This is a genomic window from Streptomyces sp. NPDC055955, assembly GCF_042270245.1.
GTDB lineage: Bacteria > Actinomycetota > Actinomycetes > Streptomycetales > Streptomycetaceae > Streptomyces.
Genome location: NZ_JBHJYS010000007.1, coordinates 40,426 through 54,563, shown reverse-complemented (window position 1 = coordinate 54,563; position 14,138 = coordinate 40,426). Strand labels below are relative to the sequence as shown.

Genomic DNA, 14,138 nt, shown 5'->3' with positions numbered 1-14,138 from the left:
CATGAACGATGTCGACCCCGCACCCCGTCGCGCCCGTGTCCGTGCCCCCGAGCTCATCGGCAAGGGCGGCTGGCTCAATACGGGCGGTAAGCAATACACCCTGGCCGAGCTTCGGGGACGCATCGTCATCCTGGACTTCTGGACATTTTGTTGTGTGAATTGTCTGCATGTCCTCGACGAGCTGCGTGAGCTCGAGGAGAAGCACCGGGACACCGTCGTGATCGTCGGGGTGCACTCGCCGAAGTTCGTGCACGAGGCCGAGCACGCCGCCGTGGTCGACGCCGTCGAGCGGTACAACGTCGAGCATCCCGTCCTCGACGACCCCGAGCTGGCGACCTGGAAGCAGTACGCCGTGCGGGCCTGGCCCACGCTCGCGGTGATCGACCCCGAGGGGTACGTCGTCGCGCAGCACGCCGGCGAGGGGCACGCCCACGCCATCGAGAAGCTGGTCGAGCAGTTGGAGGCGGAGCACGGCGCCAAGGGGACGCTGCGCCGCGGCGACGGGCCGTATGTCGCCCCCGAGCCGGTCGCGACGGATCTGCGCTTCCCCGGCAAGGCGCTCGTGCTGCCGTCCGGGAACTTCCTGGTCTCGGACACGACCCGGCACCAGCTCGTCGAGCTGGCCGAGGACGGCGAGAGCGTCGTACGGCGGATCGGCTCGCCCGGCGACTTCAACGAGCCGCAGGGCCTCACGCTCCTCGACGACGCGACCGTCGTCGTGGCCGACACGGTGCACCACTCGCTGAAGGCCGTGGACCTCACGAGCGGGGACATCACGACGCTCGCGGGTACCGGCCGGCAGTGGTGGCAGGGCGCGCCGACCAGCGGCCCCGCCCTCGAGGTGTCGCTGTCCTCGCCGTGGGACGTCGCCGTCTTCGGCGGCAAGGTGTGGATCGCCATGGCGGGCGTGCACCAGCTGTGGACGTACGACCCGGAGACGAAGACCGTCGCCGTCGCGGCGGGCACGACGAACGAGGGGCTCGTCGACGGGCCGGGGACCGAGGCGTGGTTCGCGCAGCCGTCCGGGCTCGCGGCGGCCGGCGAGCGGCTGTGGGTGGCCGACTCGGAGACGTCCGCGCTGCGGTACGTCGACCTGGACGGCGCCGTGCACACGGCGGTCGGTACGGGTCTCTTCGACTTCGGGCACCGGGACGGCGCCGCCGGACAGGCCTTGTTCCAGCACCCGTTGGGTGTGACGGCCCTGCCGGACGGCTCCGTCGCGGTCTCGGACACGTACAACCACGCCCTGCGCCGCTACGACCCGGCGAGCGGTGAGGTCACCACGCTGGCGACGGACCTGCGGGAACCCAGTGACGCGGTGCTGGTGGGGGACGACATCGTCGTGGTGGAGTCGGCGCGGCACCGGCTGACGCGGCTGCGGCTTCCGGAGGAGGCCGTGCGGGTCGAGTCGGTCGCGCACCGGACGCAGCGGGCGGCGACCGAGGTCGCCGCGGGCAAGCTGCAGCTGGACGTGATCTTCCAGGCTCCTGCGGGTCAGAAGCTCGACGTGCGCTACGGGCCCTCGACCCGGCTCCTGGTCTCCTCCACCCCGCCCGAGCTGCTGGTCGCGGGGGACGGGGCGGACACGGACCTGTCGCGTGAGCTGGTCCTGAACGCGAAGGTGACGGAGGGCGTCCTGCACGTGTCGGCGATGGCCGCCTCGTGCGACGACGACCCGGCCAACGAGTACCCGGCCTGCCACGTCCACCAGCAGGACTGGGGTGTGCCGGTCCGGCTCACCGAGGGTGGCGCGGACCGGCTGCCGCTGGTCCTGGCGGGGATGGACGACCGGGGCTGATCCCGGCTGTCAGGGCTGACCGGGGAGGACGGAGCGCCGGTCAGCCGGCGTACGGGCGCTCGGTGTTCCAGGAGAGCACCTCGATGCCGTCGGCGCGCTTGCCGGCGTACTCCACCTCGCCGGGCGTGACCAGCTTGACGGACTCGCCCGACTCGTCGGAGTCGTTCCTGACCAGGGACAGGCGGATCGACGTGAAGTAGTCGTCCTCGGCCTTGGTCTCCTGGTAGACGTCGATCGCGGAGTAGACCGTGCCGCCGGGCTGCACGACGATCGGCTGGGCGGGCCGCCGGTCGTCCTTGGCGAGCGGCGCGTCGCCGTTGGCCTCGCCCGGGGTCACGACGGGGAACTTCTGGACGGTGCAGGCGGTGGCGGAGCGGTTGACGGCCGTGATGAGCAGGTGGTCGCCCTGCTGCTCGGGGTTCTCGCGCTTGAGGGAGTAGTCGAGGTAGCCGACCTTGCACTCGGGGGTCTTCTTCGCCGTCGTGCCGGTGCCGCCGGCGGTGTTCTTGCCGGTGCCGGCCTGCTTCGCGCCGGCCGCGGCGGCGTCCGTGCCGCCGGAGGCCTTCGACGATCCGGTGCCCGAGCCGCTGTCGGAGCCGGTGTTCTCGGCGCCGGAACCGGCGGAGTCGGTGGCCGTCCTGTCCGTGGCGGCGGCGCCCGAGTCCTTGGTGCCCTCGCCGCTGTCGCAGGCGGTGAGGGACAGGCTCAGGGCCGCGAGGGCGGCGACGGCGAGGACGGTGCGGGAACGGTTGCGGTGGGCGTTCATGGTGGGCTCCCCCGTGGGAATGGTCCGTGCGAAAGGTCCGTGCGAAGACGGTCCGTGCGTGCGGTCCGCTGTGTGGTCTGCACCGTTGTCTCGGCGCTGATCTCAGCTTCGGGGGTGCCTCTCTCGATCGGCTTGCGTGCCGCTAACGATCCGCTGGCAGCCCGTCCAGCATCTTCCGCGCGGCTGCCGCGCCGTCCTCGAAACCCGTCGACTCGGCTGTCCGCAGGGCCTGTCCGAGCAGGTCGGCGGCGTCGGCGGGGCGTCCGAGCGCGGCCAGCGCCTCGCCGCACGCGGTCTGGAGCAGCACGCGCCGGGCGGCCTCGTCGGACGAGGTCATGTCGAGGGCCCGTACGGCGTGCGAGAGGGCCGCTTCGTGGGCGCCGGCGTCGAGGCAGTGCCGGGCCAGGTGGTGCAGCGCGAGCGCCTCCGTCGGCGGGTGCTGGGCCTGTACGGCGAGGGTGACGGCGCGGGACAGGAGGAGCCCGGCGCGGTCGTGCTCGCCGGTGCCGTTGAGCGCGACGGCGAGGTTGACGCAGGCGATGGCCTCGCTGGTGACGTCGCCGGCGCGGGCCGCGAGTCCGGGGGCCTGTTCGAGGTGGACGAGGGCCTCGTCGTCCCTGCCTTCCTCGTGGAGGACCCAGCCGAGCAGGGCGCGGGCCCGCGACTGGGCGTCCGGGTCCTCCTCGTGCTCCGCGGAGGCGAGGCACTGTTCGAGCAGCGGGACCCAGCCGTCGCCGACGCGCAGCAGGATCACGGGCCACAGCAGGAGGGCGATCCGCCAGGCCCGGTCGTGCAGTCCGGCGCCGGCGGCCGCGGCGACGGCGCCTTCCAGGCCGGACCGCTCGGCCTCGAACCAGTCGAGCGCGGCGGCGCGGTCGGGGAACTCCCGTACGGCGGCGGGCGGACGCACGTCCGCGGGCAGGGCGCAGCAGGGCCGGCTCTCGGGGTGGGCGGCGGCGGCCGCGTCGAGGGCGGTGCGCAGGTAGTGGTCGAGGAGGCGGCCGAGTGGTTCGGCGGCGGGCTCGGGCGCGAGGGTGCGCGCGTAGAGGCGTACGAGGTCGTGGGGTGTGCGGCGGCCTCCGGCGGATTCGGCGACCAGATGGGCGGCGGCGAGCCGGCCGAGCGCGGCGTCCGCCTCGTCGGGGGTGGTGCCGGCGAGCGCGGCGGCCGTGAAGCGGTCGAGGTCGGATCCGGTGTGCAGTCCGACGAGCGTGAAGAGTTCGGCGGCGGGTGCGGGCAGGTGCCGGACGGTGAGCCGCAGCGCGGCCGATACGCCGGTGTCCTCGATGTCGAGCAGGCTCAGCCGGCGCTGTTCGTCGGCGAGTTCACCGGCCATCGCGGCCAGGGTGCCGTCGGGGCGCTCGGCGAGGCGGGCCGCGGTGACGCGCAGGGCGAGCGGCAGTCCGTCGCACAGGCCCGCGAGGCGTTCGACGGCCTCGGGTTCGGCGGCCACGCGCTCTTCGCCGAGCACGGCGGCGAGGAGTCCGGCCGCGTCGCCGGGCGGCAGGGGGTTCAGGGGCACGGGGGCCGCGGCGTCGGAGGCGATGAGGCCGCCGAGCCGGTCGCGGCTGGTGATGAGGGTGGCGCAGTGGTCGCCGCCGGGGAGCAGGGGGCGGACCTGGGCGGAGGTGCGGGCGTTGTCGAGGACGACGAGGAGGCGGCGGTGCGCGGCGAGGGAGCGGTAGAGGGCGCCCATCGCGGCGGTGGTCTCGGGGATCCGCCGGGCCGGGACGCCGAGGGCGAGGAGGAACTCCCGCAGCACGGTGGGTGTTTCGGGGGCGGGTGTGTCGCTGAAGCCGCGCAGGTCGGCGAAGAGGACGCCGTCGGGGAACCGGCCGGCGCGCGCGTGGCGGCGGTGGGCCCAGTGCACGGCCAGCGCGGTCTTGCCGACGCCGGCGGGCCCGGTCAGCAGACAGACGGGCGCGTCGTCGCCGGCCAGCGCCTGGTCGAGAGCGCCGAGCTCGGCCTCGCGCCCGGAGAAGCCACGCGGGAGGCGGGGCAGCAGGTTGGGCGTGGGTGTGGGGGGTTCGACGGGGGTGTGTACGGGGGTGGGCGCGGTGGGGTGTTCGGGGTGGGGGTCGGCGGGGTGTCCGGATGCGGCGTCGGTCCGGGGCTTTTGGCCGGACGCGCTGTCGGGGGCGCTCGGGGTTCCCGCCCCGGCGGGCGGCGAGGCGGCCCCCGGAGGCGGTGACAGGGGCAGGGAAGGTGACGGGGCGGGCCCGGTGCCGTCGGCCGGATCGTCGGACACGGGCCGCGGCGGCGGGACGGTGCCCGCGGGACCGGCCGACGGCCTCGGCCGCGCCGGCGTCTGCGGCTGGGCTGCGAACGCGGCCTGGGGCGGCGCCTGCACCGACGGCGTCCCCAGAATCGTCCGGTACGCCGCCACGAGGACCGGCCCGGGATCGACGCCGAGTTCGTCGGCGAGGAGCCGTCGCGTGCGGTGGTAGTGGTCGAGGGCGTCGGACTGCCGCCCGGAGCGGCCGAGCGCGAGGACCAGCGCGGCGGCGAGCGACTCGCGCAGGGGGTGGGCCACCGACTCGGGACGCAGGACGGCTGCCGCCCGCGTGTGCTCGCCGAGCTGCCCGTACGCCTCCGACAGTCCTTCCACGGAGGCGATGCGCAGCTCTTCGAGGGCGAGTGCGGCGGCTTCCAGGGGCGCGCTGCGCACGGTGCCGGTGAGTGCGGGGCCCTGCCACAGGGTGAGGGCCTCGCGGAGCATCTGGACGGTGTCGGCGGGCCGGTGCTGGAGCCGGGCGAGGGCGACCAGTTCCTCGAAGCGGTGGGCGTCGAGGAGGGTCTCCGGGAGCTGGAGCGCGTAGGCGGAGCCCTGCGTGGTGAGGCGGACCCCGTACATCTCGGCGTCGTGCGCGGTGAGCAGGGCCCGCAGGCGCGAGACGTGGCTCTGGAGGACGGCCTTGGCGTGGAGGGGCGGTTCGTCCTCCCACAGGGCGGCGATCAGCTGCTCGACGCGGACGACGCTGTTGGGCCGCAGCAGCAGCATCGCGAGGAGGCCGGAGCGTTTGGCGGGGCCCAGAGGCAGTTCGCCGGTCTCCGTCGCCACCGCGACGGTGCCGAGAATCCTGAACTCCACGGCCCGTGTCCTTCCTTGGCCCCCCGCACGGCAAAGGTCGAGTTTACCGCCGGGGGGTCCGCGGGCCGCGGGGCACCGCCTGTCGGGAAGGTCAGCCCTCCAGGAACGCGGCGAGGGCGTTCGCGAGGAGGAACGGGTCGTCGGCGGCGCACAGTTCGCGGACGCTGTGCATGGAGAGGATCGCGACGCCGATGTCGACGGTCTTGATGCCGTGGCGGGCCGCCGTGATCGGGCCGATCGTGGTGCCGCAGGGCATGGCGTTGTTGGAGACGAACGACTGGAAGGGCACGCCGGCCTTCTCGCACGCGGCGGCGAACACGGCGCGGCCCGAACCGTCGGTGGCGTAGCGGTTGTTGACGTTGACCTTGAGGATGGGGCCGCCGCCGGCACGCGGGTGGTGGGTGGGGTCGTGGCGCTCGGCGTAGTTGGGGTGCACGGCGTGGCCGGTGTCGGACGACAGGCACACCGTCCCGGCGAAGGCGCGGGCCTTGTCCTCGTAGGAGCCCGAGCGCGCGAACACCGAACGCTCCAGGACGCCGCCCAGCAGAGGTCCGTCGGCGCCGGTGTCGGACTGCGACCCGTTCTCCTCGTGGTCGAAGGCGGCGAGGACCGGGATGTAGGGGAGGTCGTCCGAGGCGGACACGGCGGCGAGGGCGGCCGTTCCCGCGTGCACGGACAGGAGGTTGTCCATCCGGGGTCCGGCGACGAGCTCCTTGTCGCGGCCGAGGTAGGACGGCGCCTCGACGGAGTGCGTCATCAGGTCCCACCCGGTGACGGCGCCCTCGGCGAGTCCGTGCTCCTGCTCCAGGAACCGGATGAGGTCGCCCTCGTGGACGTCGTCGCCGAGGCCCCAGATGGGCTGCATGTGCTTCTGCTTGTCGAGCTTGAGGCCGTCGGTGTGGACGGAGCGGTCCATGTGGATGGCGAGCTGCGGCACGCGCAGCAGTGCCCGGTCGATGTTCACGAGCCGCGTCGAGCCGTCCCGCAGGGTGAGCCGGCCCGCGAGTCCGAGGTCCCGGTCGAGCCAGGAGTTGAGGAGCGGGCCGCCGTAGATCTCGACGGCGACCTGCCGCCAGCCCTGCGAGCCCATGTCGGGCAGCGGCTTGACGCGCAGGTTCGGCGAGTCGGTGTGCGCGCCGACGATGCGGAAGGGGGTGTGCGGCGCGGCGCCCTCGGGGACGTACCACGCCACGATCGCGCCGCCGCGCGTCACGTATTTGCCGCCGGTCGTCCCGTCCCACGCGTCGGTCTCGGCGACCTGGCGGAATCCGGCCTTCTCCAGGCGCGCGGCGGCGTTCGCCACGGCGTGGTACGGCGAGGGGCTGGCCGCGAGGAAGGACATGAGGTCGTCGGTGTGACCGCGGTCGAAGCGGGAGGGGTTGCTCATGCGGGTCAGCCTAACGAGCCTTCGGCCCGGCGCGCGGGGGGTCCGCGCGGGTGCGGCCGGGGGTTCGGCCGGTCTCGACACGACGGCGCCGCCACCCGGATGTGTCCGGATGGCGGCGCCGGTGACCACGGGCGGGCCGGTGACTAGAACGCGGCCTCGTCCAGCTCCATCAGGTCGAGGTCGACCTTCTCGGAGAGGCGGCGCTCCAGGCCGACGCCCGGCAGGACGTTCGCGGCGAAGAACTTCGCGGCGGCGATCTTGCCCTGGTAGAAGGCCTGGTCCTTGGCGGAGGCGGTCCCCAGCTTCTCGGCGGCGACGGCGGCGCCGCGCAGCAGCAGGAAGCCGACGACCACGTCGCCGGAGGCGAGCAGCAGGCGGGTGGTGTTGAGGCCCACCTTGTAGATGTTCTTGGTGTCCTGCTCGGTGGCCGCGAGGTCGGTCAGCATGACGCCGACGATGGCCTCCAGCTCGACGGCCGCCTTGGCGAGCGCCTCACGGGCCGGGGCGAGCTCCTCGCCGCCGGTGCCGACCGCGAGGAACTTCTTGATCTCCTCGGCGAGGCCGTTGAGCGCGGCGCCCTGGTTGCGGACGATCTTCCGGAAGAAGAAGTCCTGGCCCTGGATCGCGGTGGTGCCCTCGTACAGGGTGTCGATCTTGGCGTCGCGGATGTACTGCTCGATCGGGTACTCCTGGAGGTAACCCGAGCCGCCGAACGTCTGGAGCGACTGCGCCAGCTGCTCGTAGGCCTTCTCCGAGCCGTAGCCCTTCACGATCGGCAGGAGGAGGTCGTTGAGGGCGTGGAGCTCGGCGGCGTCCTCGCCCGTGGCCTCCTTGACCGCGATGTCGTCCTGGACGGCGGCGGTGTGCAGCACGAGCGCGCGCATGCCCTCCGCGTACGCCTTCTGCGTCATGAGCGAGCGGCGCACGTCCGGGTGGTGCGTGATGGTGACCTTGGGGGCGGTCTTGTCCATGAACTGGGCCAGGTCGGGGCCCTGGACGCGCTCCTTGGCGTACTCCAGCGCGTTCAGGTAGCCCGTCGACAGCGTGGAGATCGCCTTCGTGCCGACCATCATGCGGGCGAACTCGATGATGCGGAACATCTGGCGGATGCCGTCGTGCTTGTCGCCGATGAGCCAGCCCTTGGCGGGGTGGCGGTCGCCGAACGTCATCTCGCAGGTGTTGGACGCCTTGAGGCCCATCTTGTGCTCGACGTTCGTCGCGTAGACGCCGTTGCGCTCGCCCAGCTCGCCGGTCTCCCAGTCGAAGTGGAACTTCGGGACCAGGAAGAGGGAGAGGCCCTTGGTGCCGGGGCCGTGGCCCTCGGGGCGCGCGAGCACGTAGTGGAGGATGTTCTCCGACATGTCGTGCTCACCGGACGTGATGAAGCGCTTCACGCCCTCGATGTGCCAGGAGCCGTCCTCCTGCTGGACGGCCTTGGTGCGGCCGGCGCCCACGTCCGAGCCGGCGTCCGGCTCGGTCAGGACCATCGTGGAGCCCCACTGCTTCTCGACGGCGATCTCGGCGACCTTCTTCTGCGCCTCGTTGCCCTCCTCGAAGAGGATGCCGGCGAAGGCCGGGCCGGAGGAGTACATCCAGACCGCCGGGTTCGAGCCGAGCAGCAGCTCCGCGTAGGCCCAGATCAGGGAGCGCGGGGAGGTGGTGCCGCCGATCTCCTCGGGCAGGCCCAGGCGCCAGTACTCGGAGTCCATGAAGGCCTGGTACGACTTCTTGAAGCTGGCCGGTACCGGAGCGGTGTTGGTCTCCGGGTCGAAGACCGGCGGGTTGCGGTCGGCGTCCGTGAAGGACTCGGCCAGCTCGTTCTCGGCGAGGCGGGCGACCTCGTCGAGGATGCTCTTGGCGGTGTCGACGTCCATCTCCGCGAACGGGCCGCTGCCGTACAGCTTGTCGCGCCCGAGCACCTCGAAGAGGTTGAACTCGATGTCGCGGAGATTCGACTTGTAGTGCCCCATGGCGACGGCTCCGTTTGGCTCAATCAATAGGGCGGCGCGTAGCGCCCCGTTGAGGGGTGGTGGTCGGGTGGCGGGCGGGCGGGATCTTCGTAAACACGCACTACTCGCAAGTAGCAAGTGCCTACGATGATGCTACCCGTCGGTAATAACGCGCAACCCCTGATCCGCCAATGTGAGCAGGGTCTAACGGCGCCCCCGCCGTGGCCCCCGCTCGGTAGTCTGGCCTCCATGTACGGCTACGACCAGACCGCGGGACCCGGGCAGCAGTACGCGCCGCCGCAGCAGGGCATGCAGGGCGGGTACGGCCAGCAGGCGCCGCCGCTGTATCCGGAGCCGTCACCTCCGTCACTGGCGGACGCGGTCCGCGCCTTCACCACGGGCTCGATGGCCGCCGAGGACTTCCAGCAGATCTTCGCCACGTCGAAGGTCTACTGCCCGCGCGGCGACAACCCCGGCTTCCTCGCGCTGCACAACACCCAGCAGCCGGTCATCCCGATGTTCACCTCGCTCAAGGAGCTGCGCAGGTACGCGGGCAAGGAGTCCAAGTACTTCGTGATCACCGGCGCCGAGGTGATCGACCTGCTCCCGACCGGGTACGGCTTCGTCCTCGACATGGAGGGCGAGCACCGGATGGTCTTCGACGCCAAGGCGGTCGAGCAGATGGTCGACTTCGCGATGCGCCGCATGTACGGCTAGCGGTCACCGCACGCGCAGGCATCCACGACGCCCGGAGGGAATTCCCTCCGGGCGTTCCGCGTTCCAGGTGGCAGAAAGTTCTACGTTCAACTAAACTTGAAGCACAAGGAGGTCCCGACATGCCTGCAGTGACCGTCGAAAACCCGCTGACCCTGCCCCGTGTGGCCGCGTCCGCCGATGCCGTGGCACGCCCCGTGCTGGCCGTGACGACCGCGCCCAGCGGATTCGAGGGCGAGGGCTTCCCGGTGCGCCGAGCGTTCGCCGGGATCAACTACAAGTACCTCGACCCGTTCATCATGATGGACCAGATGGGTGAGGTGGAGTACGCGCCCGGAGAGCCCAAGGGAACGCCCTGGCACCCGCACCGCGGCTTCGAGACCGTCACCTACATCATCGACGGCACCTTCGTTCACCAGGACTCCAACGGCGGTGGCGGCACCATCACCAACGGCGACACCCAGTGGATGACGGCCGGCTCGGGCCTCCTGCACATCGAGGCGCCGCCGGAGGCGCTCGTCATGTCCGGAGGGCTCTTCCACGGCCTCCAGCTGTGGGTGAACCTCCCGGCCGCCGACAAGATGAAGGACCCCCGCTACCAGGACATCCGCGGTGGCCAGGTCAAGCTCCTCACCACCGCCGACGGCGGCGCCCTGCTGCGCGTCATCGCGGGTGAGCTCGACGGCCACGACGGCCCCGGCATCACGCACACGCCGATCACGATGGTCCACGCGACCGTCCGCCCCGGCGCCGAGCTGACGCTGCCGTGGCGCGAGGAGTTCAACGGCCTCGCGTACGTCCTCGCCGGCCGCGGCACCGTCGGCACCGACCGCAGGCCGGTCCACATGGGCCAGACCGCCGTCTTCGGCGCGGGCTCCTCGCTGACCGTCCGCGCGGACGAGACGCAGGACTCCCACACCCCGGACCTCGAGGTCGTCCTCCTGGGCGGGCGTCCGATCCGGGAGCCGATGGCGCACTACGGTCCGTTCGTCATGAACACCCGCGACGAACTCCAGCAGGCGTTCGAGGACTTCCAGGCGGGCCGGCTCGGGGTCATCCCGGGAGAGCGGATCCCGCACACGTAAGCGGTATCTGATTGCCCGTCACTCGCGTGGCCCCGTCCGGAAGGTCGGGGCCACGCGCGCGTGATGCCCTGTGGGGGTGCACCCAGGTACAGGTAAGCCGCTTCTTCCCGAACCAGCCCGCCGCACCGCGGCCTGGTGCGCCCTGGCGCTGCTCGTCACCGGGGTGGCGGCCGTCGGCGTCTGGCTGTGCATCGTCTTCAAGACGGCCGTCACGCCCCTGCTGCTCGCCCTGCTCGGCACGGCCCTGCTCGGGCCGGTGCACGGCTGGCTGATCCGCAGGAGGGTCAACCGTGCGCTCGCCGCGGCCCTCACGTGTGTCGCCCTCGTCGCCGTCGTCGGCGGCGCCGGCTACATCGTCGTCAGGACCCTCATCGAAACCGGTGACCAGATCGTCGACTCGGTGCGGGAGGCCGGCAGCTGGATCAAGAGCCACTTCGGGATCACCGTGGCCGACGACCTCGGATCCGCGGCCGGAAGCCTCCAGAAGCTGCTGTCCAAATGGGGCGCCAGCGCCGCGAGCGGAGTGATCGCCGGGCTGTCCGTCCTCGGCTCGCTCCTGACGACCAGCGTTCTCGCCCTCCTGCTCACCTTCTTCTTCCTCAAGGACTCCGACCGCGCCGCGGGCCTCGCGCACAGCCTCGCGCCCGGCCGGGCCGGGGAGACCTTGGAGGCGATGGGGCGGCGGGCCTTCCAGGCTGTCGAGGGCTTCATGCGCGGGACCACGCTGATCGCGCTCATCGACTCGGTCTGCATCACCGTCGGTCTGCTCATCCTGCGGGTGCCCGGCGCGGTCGGGCTCGGCTCCCTGGTCTTCGTCACCGCGTACATCCCCTACCTCGGGGCGACGATCTCCGGCGCGGTGGCCGTCCTGGTGGCACTGGCCGACCGGGGCTGGGTGACCGCCCTGTGGGCGCTCGGCGTCATCCTGGCCGTGCAGCAGCTGGAGGGCCACATCCTTCAGCCCATGATCCAGTCCCGCACCGTGCAGATGCATCCCGCGATGGTGATGCTGGCGATCACGGCGGGCGCCTCCGTCGCGGGCATCCTCGGCATGCTGCTCGCGGTGCCGGTGACGGCGGCGGTCTTCGGGGTGATCGGGGAGCTGCGCAAGCGCTACTCCGCAGGCGAGGGGCCGTCGGCGCCGTCGGGGGGGTCACGTGAAACGTCGGCGGAGGACTCGTAGAGCTCGAACCAGATGCTCTTGCCCTCGCCCCTCGGGTCCACGCCCCAGCGGTCGGCGAGCAGGTCCATCAGGACGAGGCCGCGCCCGGACGACGCGAGCTCGCCCGGGTGGCGCTTGTGCGGCAGGTCGTCACTGGAGTCGGTGACCTCGGCGCGCAGCCGCCGCGCGGGCCCGTCGGCGACCTCGGCGACCAGGAGCGCGTCACCGTCCGTGTGGACGAGGACGTTGGTGAGCATCTCCGAGATCATCAGGACCGCCGAGTCGACCTGGTCCTCGTCGGTCCAGTCGTGCAGCAGCTCGCGCAGGTGCTGGCGCGCGGCGGCGACCCGCTCCGGCTCGGCCTGGGCGACGGTCATCACGGTGCGGCGCGCGGGTACGGGCGCCTCGGGCAGGCCCGTCCTGGCGAGGAGCAGCACCGCTATGTCGTCCTCGCGCCGGTCGGCGAGCGGGCCCGTCGTGTAGTGCGAGAAGGGGCCGTGCACGGCCCGCACGAGCGCGTCGGCCAGGTCTTCCAGACGGTCGGGGTCGGTGGAGTGCTCCGCGTGCCCGCCGTGCTCCTCGAGGATGCCGCGGATGCGCGCCCAGCCGGTGTCGAGGTCGTGTCCGCCCGTCTCGATGAGGCCGTCGGTGCAGATCAGCAGGGTGTCGCCGGGTTCGAGCGCGAGCCGGGTCGTGGGGTAGTCGGCGTCGGGGTCGACGCCGAGGGGCAGCCCGCCGGCGGTGGGCCGCACCAGGACCGTTCCGTCGGTCATGCGTATCGCGGGGTCGGGATGGCCGGCTCGGGCGATCTCCAGGATCCCGGTCTTCGGGTCGGCCTCCACGTACAGACAGGTCGCGAAGCGTGGGTCGCCCGCCTCCGAGCCCTTCTCGACGTCCTTGCCGGGGCCGCCGGTGGAGCCGTACGTGATGGAGTCGGTGACCCCGTACAGGAAGCGTGAGGCACGGGAGAGGACGGCGTCCGGGCGGTGTCCCTCGGCCGCGTACGCCCGCAGCGCGATCCGCAGCTGTCCCATCAGGCCGGCGGCCCGCACGTCGTGCCCCTGCACATCGCCGATGACGAGCGCGATGCGCCCGGTGGGCAGCGGGATCATGTCGTACCAGTCGCCGCCGACCTGGAGGCCGCCGCCGGTCGGCACATAGCGGGCGGCGACGCTCATCCCCGGGATCTCGGGGCCGAGCGTGGGCAGCATCGAGCGCTGGAGTCCGTCCGTCAGCTCCCGTTCCGACTCGGTGATCCCGGCCCGCGACAGGGCCTGCGCCAGCATGCGCGCCACCGTCGTCAGGACGGAGCGCTCGTCGGGAGTGAAGGACACCGGGTAGGCGAACCCGGCCATCCAGGTGCCGATGGTGCGGCCGGCCACGATGAGCGGCAGGAACGCCCAGGACTGGCGCTGGAAGCGCTGGGCCAGTGGCCAGGCGGCCGGGTAGCGCAGGCGGTACTGCTCGGGCGACGACAGATAGACGGCGCGGCCGGTGCGCACCACCTCGGCCGCCGGATAGTCGGTGTCCAGGGGCATGTCCGTGAAGGGCCCCTCCTCGCCCGGCTCGTGCCCGTGGTGTCCGATGACCGTGAGCCGGTCGCCGCCGACGCCGAAGACGGCGAGGCCGTCCGGCGAGAACCCCGGCATGGAGAGCCCGGCCGCGACCCGCAGGACCTCCTCCGTGGACCCCGCCTCGGCGAGCGCCCGCCCGGCGTCCAGCAGGAACGCCTCGCGCGAGCGCCGCCAGTCCCCGGTCACGGGGGTGCGCGCCGCGGACCCTGGCGTGGGCTCGCTGACCTCCTGGAGCGTGCCGATCAGCTCGTACGCGTGCGAGTCACCGTGCACGAGCGGCTTGGAGCGGCTGCGTACGGTCCTGATGACCACGCCCTGATCGTCCATGATCCGCAGCCGGGCCTCGGCGAGGGTGCCCTCGGCGACGGCGAGCTGCACCACACCGTAGATCTCGTTCCAGTCGACGGGGTGGAATCGGGAGCGTACGGCGGCCTCCGGCAGCGTCACCCGGGACGCGGGCAGACCGAGCAGCCGGGCTGCCTCCGCGTCGAAGGTGACCAGCCCGGCCCGGTTGTCCCACCGCCACACACCGGTGTCGAGGGCGGCGAGAACGTCCCCCACGGGCGGCAGGGGGTCACCAGTGCGCATGGCCCCACTCTAAGAAGAGGTGAT

The 14,138-nt window shown here is 72.3% G+C and carries 9 protein-coding genes; 4 read left to right on the top strand and 5 right to left on the bottom strand.

The window, feature by feature from the left end; all coding sequences use genetic code 11:
* The first annotated feature begins 1 nt into the window (after position 1).
* The gene (locus tag ACFC96_RS16005) at positions 2 to 1,798 is read left to right on the top strand and encodes an NHL domain-containing thioredoxin family protein (RefSeq protein ID WP_376612754.1); all 1,797 of its coding nucleotides are present in this window, start codon (positions 2 to 4) and stop codon (positions 1,796 to 1,798) included.
* A 40-nt stretch (positions 1,799 to 1,838) separates the two neighbouring features.
* Here ACFC96_RS16005 and ACFC96_RS16000 read toward each other — a convergent pair whose 3' ends face one another.
* The 4 genes from ACFC96_RS16000 to ACFC96_RS15985 form a co-directional block, all read right to left on the bottom strand.
* On the bottom strand, positions 1,839 to 2,564 hold the full coding sequence (locus ACFC96_RS16000; protein ID WP_376612752.1) for a DUF4232 domain-containing protein: 726 nt from the start codon (positions 2,562 to 2,564) through the stop codon (positions 1,839 to 1,841).
* A 142-nt stretch (positions 2,565 to 2,706) separates the two neighbouring features.
* Complete coding sequence (locus tag ACFC96_RS15995) at positions 2,707 to 5,655, bottom strand: BTAD domain-containing putative transcriptional regulator (RefSeq protein ID WP_376612750.1); 2,949 nt, start codon at positions 5,653 to 5,655, stop codon at positions 2,707 to 2,709.
* 91 nt (positions 5,656 to 5,746) lie between these two features.
* A complete protein-coding gene (locus ACFC96_RS15990) occupies positions 5,747 to 7,042 on the bottom strand; it encodes a M18 family aminopeptidase (RefSeq protein ID WP_376255495.1) in 1,296 nt (431 codons plus the stop codon).
* 143 nt (positions 7,043 to 7,185) lie between these two features.
* Positions 7,186 to 9,012 carry an acyl-CoA dehydrogenase gene (locus ACFC96_RS15985; protein WP_376612748.1) on the bottom strand — a complete coding sequence of 609 codons (1,827 nt, stop codon included), beginning with the start codon at positions 9,010 to 9,012 and terminating at the stop codon, positions 7,186 to 7,188.
* A 228-nt stretch (positions 9,013 to 9,240) separates the two neighbouring features.
* Here ACFC96_RS15985 and ACFC96_RS15980 point away from each other — a divergent pair, with 228 nt between their 5' ends.
* The 3 genes from ACFC96_RS15980 to ACFC96_RS15970 all read left to right on the top strand — a co-directional run bounded on the left by ACFC96_RS15980 (position 9,241) and on the right by ACFC96_RS15970 (position 11,973).
* Complete coding sequence (locus tag ACFC96_RS15980) at positions 9,241 to 9,708, top strand: SseB family protein (protein WP_127827615.1); 468 nt, start codon at positions 9,241 to 9,243, stop codon at positions 9,706 to 9,708.
* Between the two features lie 119 nt (positions 9,709 to 9,827).
* Complete coding sequence (locus ACFC96_RS15975) at positions 9,828 to 10,790, top strand: pirin family protein (protein ID WP_376255499.1); 963 nt, start codon at positions 9,828 to 9,830, stop codon at positions 10,788 to 10,790.
* A 76-nt stretch (positions 10,791 to 10,866) separates the two neighbouring features.
* On the top strand, positions 10,867 to 11,973 hold the full coding sequence (locus ACFC96_RS15970; RefSeq protein WP_376255501.1) for an AI-2E family transporter: 1,107 nt from the start codon (positions 10,867 to 10,869) through the stop codon (positions 11,971 to 11,973).
* Here the strand turns inward: ACFC96_RS15970 and ACFC96_RS15965 are convergent.
* Complete coding sequence (locus ACFC96_RS15965) at positions 11,904 to 14,114, bottom strand: SpoIIE family protein phosphatase (protein WP_376612746.1); 2,211 nt, start codon at positions 14,112 to 14,114, stop codon at positions 11,904 to 11,906. The genes ACFC96_RS15970 and ACFC96_RS15965 overlap by 70 nt on opposite strands.
* Positions 14,115 to 14,138 lie beyond the last annotated feature (24 nt).